Source organism: Bacillus sp. LK2 (genome assembly GCF_001043575.1).
GTDB classification, from domain to species: domain Bacteria; phylum Bacillota; class Bacilli; order Bacillales; family Bacillaceae_G; genus Bacillus_A; species Bacillus_A paramycoides.
Genome location: NZ_LDUK01000040.1, coordinates 155,704 through 172,258 on the forward strand (window position 1 = coordinate 155,704; position 16,555 = coordinate 172,258).

Annotated in this window: 13 protein-coding genes; 3 read left to right on the plus strand and 10 right to left on the minus strand. The window is 34.6% G+C overall.

Going from position 1 to position 16,555, the window contains the following annotated elements; translation table 11 throughout:
• Positions 1 to 138 precede the first annotated feature (138 nt).
• Positions 139 to 786 (minus strand): PAQR family membrane homeostasis protein TrhA, encoded by a 648-nt coding sequence (trhA, locus tag VK90_RS21235; protein WP_025146958.1) that lies wholly within the window; start codon positions 784 to 786, stop codon positions 139 to 141.
• Positions 787 to 950: 164 nt separating this feature from the next.
• Here trhA and VK90_RS21240 point away from each other — a divergent pair, with 164 nt between their 5' ends.
• Positions 951 to 1,511 (plus strand): DUF1836 domain-containing protein, encoded by a 561-nt coding sequence (locus VK90_RS21240; protein ID WP_048375026.1) that lies wholly within the window; start codon positions 951 to 953, stop codon positions 1,509 to 1,511.
• A gap of 34 nt (positions 1,512 to 1,545) precedes the next feature.
• Here the strand turns inward: VK90_RS21240 and VK90_RS21245 are convergent, their stop codons facing one another.
• From VK90_RS21245 to VK90_RS21255, 3 genes are all read right to left on the minus strand, one after another.
• On the minus strand, positions 1,546 to 3,336 hold the full coding sequence (locus VK90_RS21245) for a S9 family peptidase (RefSeq protein WP_048375027.1): 1,791 nt from the start codon (positions 3,334 to 3,336) through the stop codon (positions 1,546 to 1,548).
• 344 nt (positions 3,337 to 3,680) lie between these two features.
• Positions 3,681 to 5,126, minus strand: a complete 1,446-nt coding sequence (locus VK90_RS21250; protein WP_048375028.1) for a DEAD/DEAH box helicase — start codon at positions 5,124 to 5,126, stop codon at positions 3,681 to 3,683.
• A 218-nt stretch (positions 5,127 to 5,344) separates the two neighbouring features.
• Positions 5,345 to 6,322, minus strand: coding sequence for a lysozyme inhibitor LprI family protein (locus VK90_RS21255; protein WP_048375029.1), 978 nt, complete (start codon positions 6,320 to 6,322; stop codon positions 5,345 to 5,347).
• Between the two features lie 271 nt (positions 6,323 to 6,593).
• Between VK90_RS21255 and guaC the strand changes: the two genes are divergently transcribed.
• Together guaC and pepF are read left to right on the plus strand one after the other, a co-directional pair.
• Complete coding sequence (gene guaC, locus VK90_RS21260) at positions 6,594 to 7,577, plus strand: GMP reductase (protein WP_048375030.1); 984 nt, start codon at positions 6,594 to 6,596, stop codon at positions 7,575 to 7,577.
• A gap of 135 nt (positions 7,578 to 7,712) precedes the next feature.
• Positions 7,713 to 9,530: an oligoendopeptidase F gene (pepF, locus tag VK90_RS21265; RefSeq protein ID WP_048375032.1), complete on the plus strand. Its 1,818-nt coding sequence runs from the start codon at positions 7,713 to 7,715 to the stop codon at positions 9,528 to 9,530.
• A gap of 114 nt (positions 9,531 to 9,644) precedes the next feature.
• On the opposite strand, the gene VK90_RS21270 is transcribed toward pepF, so the two are convergent.
• From VK90_RS21270 to VK90_RS21295, 6 genes are all read right to left on the minus strand, one after another.
• Entirely contained in the window at positions 9,645 to 10,523 is an 879-nt protein-coding gene (locus VK90_RS21270) for a radical SAM/SPASM domain-containing protein (protein ID WP_025146952.1), read from the minus strand.
• A 159-nt stretch (positions 10,524 to 10,682) separates the two neighbouring features.
• Positions 10,683 to 12,119, minus strand: coding sequence for a WD40/YVTN/BNR-like repeat-containing protein (locus VK90_RS21275; RefSeq protein WP_048375034.1), 1,437 nt, complete (start codon positions 12,117 to 12,119; stop codon positions 10,683 to 10,685).
• Positions 12,120 to 12,419: 300 nt separating this feature from the next.
• Positions 12,420 to 14,438, minus strand: coding sequence for a GAF domain-containing sensor histidine kinase (locus VK90_RS21280; RefSeq protein WP_048375036.1), 2,019 nt, complete (start codon positions 14,436 to 14,438; stop codon positions 12,420 to 12,422).
• A gap of 129 nt (positions 14,439 to 14,567) precedes the next feature.
• Complete coding sequence (gene rlmH / locus VK90_RS21285) at positions 14,568 to 15,047, minus strand: 23S rRNA (pseudouridine(1915)-N(3))-methyltransferase RlmH (protein WP_002174493.1); 480 nt, start codon at positions 15,045 to 15,047, stop codon at positions 14,568 to 14,570.
• 59 nt (positions 15,048 to 15,106) lie between these two features.
• On the minus strand, positions 15,107 to 15,292 hold the full coding sequence (locus VK90_RS21290) for a CxxH/CxxC protein (RefSeq protein WP_001052827.1): 186 nt from the start codon (positions 15,290 to 15,292) through the stop codon (positions 15,107 to 15,109).
• A gap of 53 nt (positions 15,293 to 15,345) precedes the next feature.
• Positions 15,346 to 16,533, minus strand: coding sequence for a S1C family serine protease (locus tag VK90_RS21295; protein WP_002174494.1), 1,188 nt, complete (start codon positions 16,531 to 16,533; stop codon positions 15,346 to 15,348).
• Positions 16,534 to 16,555 lie beyond the last annotated feature (22 nt).

Genomic DNA, 16,555 nt, shown 5'->3' on the forward strand with positions numbered 1-16,555 from the left:
TATCACATATTTCTTACCATATGTTTATTATGCGAACACATAAAATCACATTTTATCCCATAATTATTTTGCATAATAAATGATTCCACTTGTGCAATCAAAAAAGCCACATAATAGAGGTAATGTGGCTTTTTTTCATTAAATTACGTAACAATATACACTTAGAAAATGGGCAAGACTACCTAGCAATACAAAAATATGAAAAATTTCATGATGCCCCATATGTTTAAATTCTAACCATTTCGGCTTTGCACCATAAATAAACCCACCAATTGTATAAAAGATACCCCCAAGCACTAAGAAAACGATGCCCCCTGTGCTTAAATTCTCAGCTAACGGTGCAAAGAATAGAACAATTAACCAGCCCATCGTAATATAAATTGCTGTCGATAACCATCTCGGACAATTAAACCAAAACATTTTAAAAACAATACCGCAAATCGCAGTTGCATAAACTAAGCAAAATAATAGCAAGCCATTTGCGGAATGTAATGTAATTAAGCAAAAGGGTGCATATGTACCTGCAATTAGTATAAAAATCATCGAATGATCGAGCTTCCTAAAGAAATAAATAACACGTTCACTCGCTACAACACTATGATATACAGCTGACGCTGTATAAAGGACCATCATCCCGATACCAAACAAAATAATAGCTGTAATTGCAGCAAAAGATGGCATCTTAACAGAAACTTTCACAAGCATAGCTAATAATGCAATAAATGATAATACAGCCCCCCCTAAGTGGGTAAATGCATTAACCGGTTCTCTTACATAAGCATTCATATAAACACCCCTCATATAATTACATGTAGTTTTAATAACTACATGTAATTATATACATAATGTTCATATAGGTCAACATTTACAATTCATTTGTTTCGTAATACCATATTTAAAGATATATCAAACATTAAGTTCCACCATGTTATAAAAGTGAGGGGTTCTACGTGGAAAATATAAATAAATTACTGAAAACATTACATTTAGAAAAGAATATTAAACTTGAGGATATCCCAACTGTCGACTTATATGTAGACCAAGTTGTCCAACTATTTGAGAATACTTATGCAGATACAACGAGAACCGATGATGAAAAAGTATTAACAAAAACAATGATTAACAATTACGCAAAAGGAAAATTGTTCATCCCTATCAAAAATAAAAAGTATTCAAAAGAGCATATGATTTTGATCAGCTTAATTTATCAATTAAAAGGAGCCCTCTCCATTAACGACATAAAAAGTTCCTTAGAAAATATAAATGAACCTTTAATAAACGACGCTACATTCGAATTAGATACTCTATATAAAGATTATCTTGCTCTAACTGAAACCAATGTTGAAAACTTTAAAAACGACGTAACTAACCGTGTTACGGAAGTAAACGAGGTTTCTTCCTTAGAAGATCCAAGGCTAGAAAAGTTTTTATTACTAACATCTTTCGTGACTATGAGTAATATGTATAGACGTTTAGCGGAGAAACTTGTTGACGATCTAAAAGAATCTTAAACAAATAAATGGCCCCCTAAGGGTGCCATTTATTTCATTTATGCTTTGCTAAAAATTCTGTTATACGACGATATACATATATCTCATTTTCTTTCTTTGAAAATCCATGCCCTTCATCTTCAAGTACAATGTATTCTACATCGACTTCTTTTTCTTGCAATGCTTGAAAAATTTGATCCGATTCTGTCTTTACAACCCGAGGGTCATTTGCCCCCTGAACGATAAGAAGTGGCTTTTTCATTTGATTCAAATATGTGATTGGTGAATCTTTCATAAGCTTATCTTTATCTTTCTCAACATCACCAATAAAACTAACAGCAATTGGCTTCCATTCTTCTGGCATAGAGTCAATAAAGCTAAATAAACTACTAGGTCCAAAAAGATCAATGGCCGCCCGAAAATATTCTGAATGGCGCCCATAAAGTAATAGGGTCATATACCCACCATAACTTCCACCCATAACAAATAATTTATCTGCAGTTGAAATACCTTGTTCAAACAACCACTCTATTCCTGCTACACAATCTAAGCGTGGAGCCTCTCCCCAATCACCCTCGATCATTTTCGTAAATGTTGAACCATATCTCGTACTTCCTCTAAAGTTTGGTGCGAAAATATTATATCCTTGTCTTAATAAATATTGAAACAATGCAGTAAAGTCCTTTATCTCAGCCCATTGTGGACCACCATGGGGCCAAAATATTGTATATCCGTTTTGTACCTCTTCCTTCGCTCGAAATAATAATGCCTCTATATTTAATCCATCAAATGAAGAATATGTTATAACATCCGGTTCAACAAAAGAAGATTCATGTAGACCAATAACATAGTTTTTTGTCAACATCTCCCACTCTGTACTTTCATTTTCCTTATAATAAATGTTTGCTGTTTTCGTTGCACTTTCACCTAATAAATATAAATTTCCGGATTTAGAAATATCCATTTGTTTTATCGTATCCACTGGAGTATCTAATAGCATTAATTCCTTTGTACCCCATACAAATCTATATAACCTATCTTCAACACCTTTTGCTGTAACGATATAACCAGTTTTCGTTTCTTCATGCCATTTTATAGTGGATACTTCCTCATTCTCTATTTTACATATTGGTTTGAATTCCTGTTTATCCAAATCAAAAGAAGCCACATAAGAAAACTCTTCTTCATAATTTGTAACAAAAATCACCGTATTTTCATCGACATAGCAAATGGAAGTTAAAATATGTTCTTTTTCGCTGGAGGGTACCATACAAATAAGTTCCTCTCCCTTTTTCACATATCCTACATTATATGTATTTCCATACGATTTTAAGACAATAAAGCTTGATTCATTTGGACTCACTGCACTTAAATATGTAGGTGTCTCTACGCCCGTACAAAGGAGAATATCTTCTTTTGTACGCAAATTATAACAACGAGAATTAAAGAATCTTGGGTTATCTTTACTCGTAACATAATATAATCGTTCTCCATCTTCTGTTAAATGTACATAATAATCCTTTTCTTTCTCTCCTGCTGGAATCAATTCAAGCAATTCTCCACCCTCTGGTTTTAATGCATAAATATGATAATTTTCATCACCATCTTTATCAAATCCAGCTAAAATAAATCGATTTAAAGGATCCACTTTCATAAAATTGCTTGATTGATTACAATATGTTAACGGATAAGGAGATAAATTTGGTAAATCCATCGCCCATAAATTAGAATGACCATTTAAATTTGTACTGAAAATTAATCTTTTTTCATCTTCACTCACTGTAAACTTGCCAATACTATACGATCTAAAAAATTGCTCAGCATCTGCTTTTGGAAATTGAATCATCCTTCTTCCCCCACTCTATTTCATCTAAAAATTCAGACTTGCATATATATAAAAGTTCTTCATTTTCCTATTTATCCCTTTTCCTTTTTGATTTACTTCCACCTTCCGGTTCTCTTATTAACATTTCAAAATGAGCTTGTAATAAGTTATATGAAGAAGTTTCTCAGACACCCTCTTTTGTTTTTAAATTTCACGTGCAAGGTCAACGGTTCATCATTGGAGCGAATATGGATATCCAATTTCCCTAAAATCCCCTGCTATCCTTATGCTCGTTTATTTATATGTCCACTTCTTTCGAATGAAACAAAAAAACTATCCACCTATTAAAGTGGATAGTTTTTTGTTTACTTAATTGCTTCATGAACCTTTAATTGTTTCCCTTTAATCGTTGTATTTTTCATGACCTTTAATACAAGCGGTCCTTTTCCATTTAATATTTCAACGTAAGAAACATTGTCTTGTATTGTAATGATACCTATATCTTCAGCTGTAACACCTTTAATTTTAGCAATTGTACCGACGAAATCTACCGCCCTAATTTTCTTTTTCTTCCCGCCATTAAAGTACAGTTTCATAATCCCTTTATTTAGGTCTGCATTTTTATCTTTCTTTATAATTGGTTTAGCATGTATTTTCTCCTCAAATACACCTTTCCCTTTCATAACTTCTTCTTTTGAAGGTGCATGCGCCCTTTGAATTTCAAAGCCGATGTACGCCTCAATTTCTTCTAAAAACCTATTTTCATACGGTGTTATGAATGTAATAGCTTTTCCGTTCTTACCAGCTCGTCCCGTTCTTCCTGTACGATGTACATAACTTTCCTTTTCTAATGGGATATCATAATTAATAACATGTGTAATATTATCAATATCAATCCCTCTCGCAGCTACATCTGTTGCTACTAAATAACGGAACTTTCCTTTTCTAAAATCGTCCATAACTTCAAAACGATCTTCTTGTACCATACCGCCATGTATTTTGTCGCAAGGATAATTGACACGTTTTAATTGTCTAAATACGTGATCCACGTTTTCTTGTGTACGACAAAAAATAATACAACTATCTGGATTCTCAATCGTTGTTACATCTTTAAGAAGTGAAAGTTTCTCCTCTTCTCTTACCTCAAAAAGGGTATGCTCAATTTTGTCTGTTGTAATCCCAGCGGCCTTAATTTCAATATGAGTTGGCGAATCCATATATGTACGAGATAACTTTTCAACATCTTCTGGGAGTGTTGCTGAAAATAGCATTGTCATTCGTTTCGTAGGTAATTCGTCAATAATTGCCTCTACTTGATCGATAAAACCCATATTTAGCATTTCATCTGCTTCATCAATAACCAAGTACTTCAGGCGCTCTAAAGAAAGAGTACCCTTTTCAATATGATCCAACACACGGCCAGGAGTCCCAACTACAATATGTGTCTTTTGCTTTAATTCTAATTTTTGGCGTGCAAATGGAGATTTACCATAAACCGCGGCAGCCTTAATTCTTTTAAAGCGCCCTATATTCGTAATATCTTCTTTTACTTGCACTGCAAGTTCTCTCGTTGGTGTTAATACTAATGCTTGTGGCTTATTCTCTTCCCACTCCACCATTTCACAAAGTGGTATACCGAATGAAGCGGTTTTTCCACTTCCAGTCTGCGACTTCACAACAAGGTCCTTCTTTTGTAAGGCAACTGGAATAACCTCTCCTTGTACCTCTGTTGGATGATTATATCCTAGACCAGTAAGTGCTCTTATTATTTCTTTACTTAATGCATGCTCTGCAAAGCTTTTTTTATTCATATATTAACCTCATTTTATCCTGTATTATTTTCTTTATTTATCTTTTCCTATTAATGAATCATCATATGCGTTATTATCACCTTATTCATTATACTTGAAAGCTCACATAAAAAGGCGAATCATTCGTGATTCGCCTTTTTATATAAGAATAAATAAGAGGATTTTCTATTCCAAAAAAGTTTTTAAGAATATAATTCCGTTATAAAAACAAACCTCTATCATTTCATATACTGCTCAACTAACTGATAACATCTTTCCCTCGTACTATTTGCCTTCGATGAAATAGTTGCTAACCCCGACAATGTTCCTTGCCCAGATTCATTCCAAGCCTTCTCTGCCTTTTGGTCTCGATACGTAATCCATTCACGTTGTTTCTCTCTTAAAGCGTTCATCTCACCCGTAGGAAGCTGCTTTTTCAAAACAGCATAAATCTCATTTAAGGCCTTATCCCACGCCTCGTATCTTTTTCCCTCTCCTTCCTTCATTTCAGTTGTAATCCCTTTCTCATATAAATAATCGAGTTTCTTCAAGCTCTCATCAATACTATTCAATTTACTAATATACTCTGCCTTTTGACCTGTAATAACACTTTCTTTCTTAGGCTCTTCTCCTTTCGGCTTTTCCTCATTTTTATTTTCTTCCTTAAGATTTCCATCCTTTCTTTTATCTTCATCAATCATCTTTGGCACACTCTGTGTAATTTGTTCATTCGCATTTCGATAATATACTTTAAATTGCTCTTTCCCTTGCGTTTCTCTAATAATTACGTTCAGTTGCTCTTTTACTTCCATAAACTTCTGTTGATTTTTCAAATCTTCCACTTTAGCAAGCATTTTCTTATACTTTTCTTCCTCATCTTTTTGATTAACTAAAACTTCTCGTTTCTCTTTTGCTTGCTTTGCTATTACTGAATTAGTAGGATTATTTTCAATTTCTCTTAATAATACAATTGCTCGGTCTACATCACTTTCCTTTAATGCTTCAACCATTTTACTTGCTTGATTCATTTTCAGTTTTACTTCCCGATCATCCTTTTTTTCTTTTAGTGCCAACTCAAAAGACGCAACAGCTCTATCATATTCTTTATTTTCTAATGCTAGGTCCCCTTGTTTCTTTGCTTTCTCAAATGCATCATTATCGCTACATCCAACAGTAGCTAACAAAACGATTCCCATAATCAACATTAATTTTCTCATCGTATTCCCCCAGTCTCCTCACTTAAAATAAGAAGCATACATACAATCTTATGCAATTATCACAACTTTCCTTACTTTTTTATAAACGAACAATAAAAATAAAAAAGCAATTTAAATTCGTCTTTAACGTTATTTTTGAAAAATATTAGCTGTTTTCCAAAAAAATGTTAAGAAAATCTTTGACTTCTTAATAAAAATGATGTAAATTATCCTATGGACGAACATTTTTAATTAATAAAAATAAAATATTCGTATTTTAGGGGTGTAAATGATGGAAAACGTATTTGATTATGAAGACATTCAATTAATTCCTGCAAAATGCATTGTAAATAGCCGATCTGAATGTGATACAACTGTCACTTTAGGAAAACATAAATTTAAATTACCTGTCGTACCTGCAAATATGCAAACGATTATTGATGAAAGAATCGCAACTTATTTAGCTGAAAATAATTACTTCTACATTATGCATCGTTTCCAACCAGAGAAACGAATCTCATTCATTAGAGATATGCAATCACGTGGATTAATTGCTTCAATCAGCGTTGGTGTTAAAGAAGACGAGTATGAATTCGTACAACAATTAGCTGCTGAGCAACTTTCCCCTGAATACATTACAATCGATATCGCGCACGGCCATTCTAATGCTGTGATCAACATGATTCAACATATTAAAAAGCATTTACCAGAAAGCTTCGTTATCGCTGGAAACGTTGGAACTCCAGAAGCGGTAAGAGAATTAGAAAACGCTGGTGCTGACGCAACAAAAGTTGGCATTGGACCTGGTAAAGTTTGTATTACCAAAATTAAAACAGGCTTTGGAACTGGTGGTTGGCAGCTAGCTGCACTTCGCTGGTGTGCAAAAGCTGCAAGTAAGCCAATCATTGCTGACGGCGGTATTCGTACGCATGGCGACGTAGCTAAATCTATTCGATTTGGGGCGACTATGGTTATGATCGGTTCTCTATTCGCTGGTCATGAAGAGTCTCCAGGGGAAACAGTTGAAAGGGATGGAAAACTTTATAAAGAGTACTTCGGCTCAGCTTCTGAATTCCAAAAAGGTGAGAAGAAAAACGTTGAAGGTAAGAAAATGTTCGTTGAGCATAAAGGTTCTTTAGAAGACACTTTAATCGAAATGGAACAAGATCTTCAATCTTCTATCTCTTATGCTGGTGGAACAAAATTAGACTCAATTCGTACTGTAGATTATGTTGTCGTGAAAAACTCTATTTTCAACGGTGACAAAGTATATTAATTCTTAAATTTAACTCGAAGGACAAGCATTTTTATGCTTGTCCTTTTTTTATGTATAAAACTGTTAAATATTTTCATTTAACTGAATTTTCTAGTATCATGTTTTTAAATACTTAAAATAAGGGGGATACATTAAATGAAAGATGTAATTGAGAAACGCCCTATTCGCGAAGAAGTTCCTACTGAACTAATATGGGATCTTTCTGATTTGTATAAGTCTGATAATGAGTGGCACACTGCATTAAATGTATTAGAAAATGATATAAAAAGACTCGATGCATTTAAAGGACAATTACATACTAATCCCACCACTTTATTAAATTGCCTACTTTTAGAAGAAGAGCTTTTAATGAAGTTAACAAAACTCAGCACATATGCAAATTTAAAAGAATCTACTGATCGTACAGATCCAGTTATTCAAGCGAACTCTTCCAAAATTTCAGCTCTAGGAGCGAAAATGCATACTGCACGATCCTTTATTCATAACGAAATTCTTTCATTTGGAGAAGGAACGATTGAAAAATATTTAACTGAGGAAACAGAACTCGAACCTTTCCGTAAATCATTATTAGAAGCACTCAAAAAGAGACAGCATACTCTCTCACCTGAAACAGAGGAGGCCCTTGCTGCACTCGGCGAAGTTCATAGTTCCCCCTACAAAATTTATGGTATGACTAAATTGGCGGATATGGATTTCACTCCTATACAGGACGAACAAGGAAATGATTTGCCTGTATCATTTGCATTATTTGAAAGCAAATATGAATTTTCTCCAAGCGCATATATACGTAGAGAAGCATATTCATCATTTGTTTCCACATTGAAACGCTATAAAAATACAGTTGCAACAACATATGCTACTGAAGTAAAAAAACAAGTGACACTTTCTCGTTTACGCAAATATGAATCCGTTACTCATATGCTTTTAGAGCCCCAAAAAGTTCCACTTGAAATGTATAACAACCAACTAGATATTATTTATAACGAATTAGCGCCTCATATGCGCCGTTTTGCAGATTTAAAAAAGAAAGTATTAGGGCTTGATCAAATGCTTTTCTGTGACTTACACGCACCTTTAGATCCTGAATTTAATCCGACAATCACATACGAAGAAGCTGGTAAACTAATTCAAGAGTCTTTAAAAGTATTAGGAGAGGAATATAATGCTATTATCGAAAAGGGGTTTAAAGAAAGATGGGTAGACCTTGCAGATAACGTTGGAAAATCAACAGGTGCCTTCTGCTCTAGCCCATACGGTTCTCACCCTTATATTTTAATTACATGGCAAAATACGATGCGTGGATGTTTCACATTAGCTCACGAATTTGGGCATGCTGGCCATTTTTATTTAGCAAATAAAAACCAGCGTATTATGAACGTACGTCCATCTATGTACTTTGTGGAAGCACCTTCAACAATGAATGAATTACTATTAGCACAGCATCTACTCGCGACAAATGAGGATAAGAGAATGCGTAGATGGATCATTTTGCAACTACTCGGCACATATTATCATAACTTTGTTACTCATTTACTTGAGGGTGAATATCAACGCAGAGTATATTCCTTAGCAGAAGAAGGGCAAGCGCTTACTGCTACAACTTTAACTGACATAAAAACGAATGTCCTTTCTACATTCTGGGGAGATTCAGTAGAAATTGATGAAGGCGCCGGTTTAACATGGATGCGTCAACCTCACTATTATATGGGCTTATATTCTTACACATATTCAGCAGGCCTAACTGCATCTACCGCTGTAGCCCAAATGATTAAGGAAGAGGGACAGCCTGCTGTTAATCGCTGGCTCAATGTACTTCGTGCAGGTGGTACAATGAAACCACTCGAATTAATGAAACACGCTGGAGTAGACATGTCAAAACCAGATGCAATCCGTAAAGCTGTTTCTTATGTCGGTTCATTAATTGATGAATTAGAACGTTCTTATCAGGAATAAAGTGAAACTTTAATCAGTGGGGGTTTTGTCCATCCCCGCTGATTATTAGCCCACACCAATCGGGCTTTTGCGAGATAAAAATAAGCCCTCGCTTTATGAGGGCTTATTCTATATCTACTTTCCAAATCTTTTGCGGTATCCGCACTTTCTACATAATTCTTCTACCGCAACCCTTTTTGAAAATCCATCTACAATATTTTTCGCTCTATCGCCCTCAATAATATTAGAGAATGAATCATTATTAATATTCCCAAGATTAATAATCCCCTCACCATCTAAACAACAAGGAATAACAGTTCCGTTCGCTAAAATTCCAGCCTGATTACGTAAGCCATGACAGAAACCTTTTCCATCATCCTCTTCTTCATGTAATGCTGGCCACTGGAATTCATAATCTTGATTAATAAATACACGTTCCGCAATTTTTATACCTTTTCCTGGTGTAAGCTTCTCTTCAATTTTATAAGAAAGATCAAATTCTTTTTCGATAATAGATAATAACTCTCTATTCCGCTGAATTTCAAGATTCGTTTTGTTGTCCTGAGTTAAATTCCATAATCTTAACGAAACAATTAAATCCGATTGACTTGTCGCCTCTCTAATGAAAGAAAGTATGCTCCTTACATAGCCCTCTTTATCTTGCGATCCCGGGTGTCCATCAAAACTGTGCAGCGAAAAATTCATTTGTCTTAATGCAGGTTTATTTAACAATCTATGCCTTCTCTTATTAATTAACGTTCCGTTCGTTGTAATATTCACTTTAAACCCTTTTTCATGGCTTAGATCAAGCAATTGATCTATCTTTGGATGAAGCAAAGGCTCACCCTTCACGTGCAAATAAATGTAGTCTGTGTGGGGTTTAATTTGATCTAATCTTTTAGCAAAATCCTCCACAGAAATGAATTGCTTCTGCCTTTCCGTCGGCGGACAAAAGCTGCATGCAAGATTACATACACTTGTAATCTCCAAGTAAAACTTCTTAAACTTCTTCACCTTCAATTCCTCACTTCTCTAACTACTTATACTTTTTCCTCTTCATATTACAGCATATTTTTATGGAAATAGAAACATACTTATTTTAGGAAATCTACATACCACCTAGTAATGTTTAAAAGACCATCGGTGATTTTTATCCAATGGTCTTTCCCACTATTAATTATCTTTAACCTCTTTTACATACTCCCATGTTTCACCTTGATTTTTTGATTGATAAAGTATACTACTATTACCATTGTAGTCTCCATCTGCTCCTTGCCCTACTAGCATGTTAAAAACTCCATCCTTCTCATAAGGCAGATTAGGAAAATCAAACGGATTTATTACCTGTCCACTTTCTAGTTTCACTTCATAATTCGTATAGCTCACCTTTTTAAAAGTTATACCACCATCATCTGTACGGTATAGCCTCCCTTCATTGCCAGAGGGTCTGGCTGCCCTTAAAAATCCGAGCTTTTCATTAAAAAAGATGATTCCTGATGCACTACCAACCGCTTCATTGAACGGGTCTTCATTTATAACTCCCCATGTTTCCCCACCATCAATTGTCTTGCTTAGGGAATAAAAGGTACTCCCTAATGCTTTATCTGTAACATCTAGTTTATAACCCACTTCTTTTGAAAAGTAAAATTGCTCATTATTATTAGTTAAATCCTTCTTTTTCTTTTTAGAACTACTTTCCTTACTCCAATTTGGATCACCTAGTAAATTATATCTAGCAGGTACTATCTCTTTCTCTTTTCCAGGGATAAATATAGATACCGTATATCCAATTATTTCGGATTTTGCTTCTTCAAGCTTCTCTAATTTCCCATCTTTATTAATATTAATAATTCCTTCTCCATTGTAACCCCAGTTCCTTTTCCCATAATAAACCAGCCCATACTTATCTTCATTCCACTTACTGACAGTTTGTTTAACTGGAATAGCTTGAACTGTTTTAATTAAAGGTTTTACTAATTTATCTTCATTATAATCAGCGTTAACATACCCATTTAATCCTACAAAAATATCTTTTGATTTATTTTTATTATAAGATATTAAGTAGCTTTCCTCTTTTCCAGCAGCATTTTTTCCATAAAGAAAAGTATCAAATGATATAATTGTTCCATCTGATTTAAATTCCAAAGTAAAATCATCCGACATATATAACTTCTTTGGCAAAGTATATTTCTTATTTATATCTTCAAAAATACCCTCTACACCATACTTATATATATTATCACGCTCAAGTTTAACTGATCTTTCGTTTTTTACGCTTTCTATAAACCATGCTAGTTTACCACCATAATTCGTTGCACTTTTATAAATTTTCATCCCATAAAAAGACGTTATAAAGATAAGGATGATAACGGAAATGTATTTCCATCCCTTTACATTTAATAATTTGGACGATTCACGTTCCCTATTTTTTATAACTTTAATTGTAGTAAATATAATGATAAGTATTAAAAATGCTATAGATAATAACCAAATATAAATATTATTATTGATTCTTCCATACATACATAATAAAGCTAACTCATAACAAAAAATCCAGTATCCGATTATTACTAATGGATTTTTTAGTAATGATATCAATATTCTTTTCATATCTCCCTTAAATATGTTAAGCCCCCCCTAAATACATCTAATACTTCTTTTCTCCTCTATTGAGTATACTTGATTTTACCAAACACTTGCATATCCCTATATTTATTGTACATTTTCATTACGTAGCAGTTACATCTAAAATCATAAAGTGCGTATAAAAAAGCACTCTATCCTGTAAAGATAAGTGCTTTTTTTCTTGATCATATTTTTTATTCAATATGTTAATACACAAAGCAGTATTAACTTTCGATTGCTATCCACTATTTATGATACGGTTCACCGTAACTAATCTAAATGAGGTTATTTTTTATTATTTTCATAATCAAATTTAACAAAAAAGGTAGTGCCTTCCGATCCTGTTTGAATTTCTATTTTTGCATTATGGCGGGCGGCAATAGCATAACATACACCTAATCCCAATCCAGTTCCATTATCTTTGGTCGTGTAAAATGGAGTACCCAGTTTCTCTAATACTTCAGGCTTGATACCTTTTCCTTGATCCTGTACTGCAAGCACCGCACAATTTTGACCTTCCTTGTAGGTGCTAATGGTTAGAACTTTCTCTGTGCTCATCGCTTCTAAGCCATTACGGTATAGGTTTAGTAATAATTGTCGTATCTCATTACGGTTTAAAAGTAATTCCGGAATGTCATTTGTATCGACTTGAATATATTTATTTTGATTATACGTATCAATCTTTATTAAAGGAATAATATCGTGAATAATTGAATTTAAATCTAACATCTGCAAATCTGATTTCCTTGTATTACCCATTGAGAGAAATTCAGTAATAATAGAATTGGAACGGTCAAGTTCTTCAATCATTAAATTAAAGTACTTATTATGGTTCTCATAGCTGTTCTCTTCTTTTAATAACTGCAAAAATCCTCGTACTGTTGTCATTGGATTTCTAATCTCGTGGCTAATACCTGCTGCCATTTGCCCTATTAACTCTATGTTGGATAACCTTTTCAATTCCTGCTCATATTGCTTTTTTTCCGTTATGTTTTTAAAAATACAACAAATACCATCATCATACGGGTATGCAATAACTTCGTGCCAATATTCATCAGATGTAGAAAGAAATTCGAAATGAACTGTAGTTCGCTCTGACATTGCACGATGAAATTCCTTATACATAACTGTGTCGACGCTACTCAGGAAAACCTCCCATACATTCTTGCCTAATACATCTTTTGCTGTTTTTCTTTGTGGAAAATATTGATGCTTATTTACGTACGTAAATTCCCATTTATTATTCAAAGTAAAGAATCCATCCGTAATACTTTCAATCACACTTGTAACTTTCTCATTAGCAGCAGCTAGTTCTCTCGTTCGCTCTTCCACCATGCTTTCAAGTTGATCCATATATAACAAGTTTGAAAACGTAGGAGCTGTGGCATCAACGATAGATTTTGCCAGTTGAATTTGGGAATTATCGTAATTGTGAGCTTTTCCCTCTTTGCCAACGACGATTATCCCTAATACTTCCCCCATTGAAACCAATGGAATCATCAGTAGACCCTTACTATCTATATTTTTTGTTTGAATAACCTCTTGGATCTTGGCTTCATAGCTTTTCTCCATCCAATCCGCTTCTGTCCAATCACAGTCCTTGCTTAACTTCGTTGTTTTAATCGTTGTTTTGTCTAGCGGGTCTAAAAGGTGGGCAGCCATGTTTTTACTCTCTAAAATCTGTCCTAAGTAAAAAAAACATTTATCAAAACTCTCCTGTATCGAGGAACACATTGATAAATCACGGGTAACATTTAGTAACAGCTGCTTCTCGGCAATAAGGTTTTCCTTTTGTGTTAAATTATTTGCGTTTTGAATTGCGACCGCAGCCATATTTACATAAGCTTCAACACTTTGAATTTCTGAATCTGTTAAGTTCATTGGAGTTCCATAATCAAATAAAAAAACCAGACCAAATAACTCTTGCCCAAATGAGATAGGTAGGACTAATAAGGACTTAATTTTGAACGCATCAACCGATCTCGGATCTGGCCGATGATCCTTTGAGGTATCAGGGATATAGATGGTTTTCTTGGTTTCAATAACTTCTTTTGCCAGTAAGTCTATTTCAGGATCAATTACCTGAGTATCGAGCGTTACGCCATTTATGGTCTCTGGTTTTCCTGCAAACCCTCTAAATGTTCCATCTTCCTGGGGTAAATAAATTCCAACAGCGTTGCATTGAACAATCTCCTCTGATATGGCCATTGTTACACGCTGCAATACTTCACGTAGTTCTAATTTTGTATTTATTATTTTTGTTATATTCGCGAGCCTAGAATATCTCGTCTGATCACTTAACATTCATATAGCCTCCAATTATAGGCATAATAAAATAAACATGATAATATCAGTGAAAATCAAGACCAACCTGCCATTTTCGATTTTCTCCTGTATTCTTTTCTTACCCTTGTTTTACATAGAATACCTCACTTACTTATGATATGGTTCACCGCGATTAATCCGAAACGCCCTATATACTTGCTCAAGCAATACTAGACGCATTAATTGATGTGGTAATGTCATCTTTGAGAAAGAAAGAGATTCGTTTGAACGCTTCATTACTTCTGAGCTAAGTCCAAGTGATCCACCAATTACAAACGCTACTTTACTCTTTCCGTATGTTGCAAGACGATCTAGACTTGCTGCAAACTCTTCTGATGATTTTTGTTTTCCTTCTATAGCTAGCGCAATGACATGCGTATCATCAGAAATTTTATCCAGTATACGTATACCTTCTTTTTCTTTTACAATTAACATTTCTGCTTCACTTAAATTTTCTGGTGCCTTTTCATCTGGTAATTCAATTACTTCTACTTTTGCATAAGAAGATAATCGTTTTAAGTATTCTGCTATACCTTGTTTCAAGTATTTTTCTTTTAATTTTCCGATTGAAATAATCGAGATATTCACATTTATTCCCCACCTTACAAACATGTTATCCACATAACTTATCCACATATCCACAAATGTTACCCACATATTGTGTGAGAATCTGTGTTCGATACAACATATGTCGCCTCATTTTGACAAAATTCACATGTTTTCTTCTCTTTTTCAGAGTTATCCACATTGTTAATAACTGGCGCAACTTCACACTCATCCACAATGATATCTAGTGCTAATTCAACGTGTTCTAAACAACAAGGTAAATTCATATTCCTCACCTCACTTTTCTACAATAGAAAACAGGAGGTAGGCCCTCCTGTTTTTAATACTTTTGAATGCCTAATTTCACCGTTGTTGTCGCTCGTTTTGTGCCACGATAAAACGTAAGAGTCATTTTATCGTTAATTTTTTTATTATATAAGGCCGTGCGGAACCCAATAATATCTTGCACCGGTTTTCCATCTACCGCCACAATAACGTCATGTTCTCGCAAGCCAGCATCCGTACCTGGCGAAGGGCTTTTCACATCTAAAATGCAAACCCCTTCCGTTACGTTATCTGGTAAATGTAACGTTTTTGACCAATAATAATTTGGAATCTCGTTTAATGATCTTAGTTCAATTCCAACATAAGGTCTTTTTACTTTACCGTATTTCTCAAGTTCATTCATAACAGGGACGGCTCTCGTAATTGGAATAGCTAGTCCAATTCCTTCTACTTCTTTTGCTGCAATTTTCATTGAGTTAATGCCAATTAATTGTCCTGCTGCATTTACAAGTGCACCACCACTATTACCTGGATTAATTGCCGCATCTGTTTGCAATACTTCTACTTGCCAATCGTAATGTCCATCTTGATTTAAATCTACAGGAACAATACGCTCGTTAGCCGAAATAATACCTTGTGTGACAGTCCCGGAAAATTGTAATCCTAGTGGATTTCCAATCGCAATAACCGGCTCTCCTCTACGAACAGTATTAGAGTCGCCAATTTCAATCACTTTTTTCACATACTTCGCATCTATTTCTAGTACTGCTAAATCTGTGACTACATCGGTTCCTAATACTTTACCCTGAACCTTCTTACCGTCACTCAGGCTCACTTCAATACGATTCGCTCCCGCAACAACGTGGTTATTTGTTACGATGTAAGCATGTCCATCTGTCCTCTTATAAATCACACCAGAGCCTGTACCCGCTTCTGAATCCGCCTCTGAAAAATCATCTCGCTGAATATTAATAACACCAACAACAGCTTCAGACGCACGATCAACAGCATCTACAAAGCTAATCTGTTTAGCTGGAACATTTCCAGCTTGAGCTTGAGCCATATTTTTCCCACTTGCTTCAGCTTGTGGAAGCGTACCTGCATGATTCGAAAATAAAGGGGCTCCAAATGCGAATAATGAAGCCCCTACAATTGTTCCCGCTATGCTAGAAACTACAATACCTTTATGCTTCTTTTTACCCGCACGTTTTATACGATATTTTTCTTCATCAATAAAGGACATATTTGTTCACCTATCTTCCTAA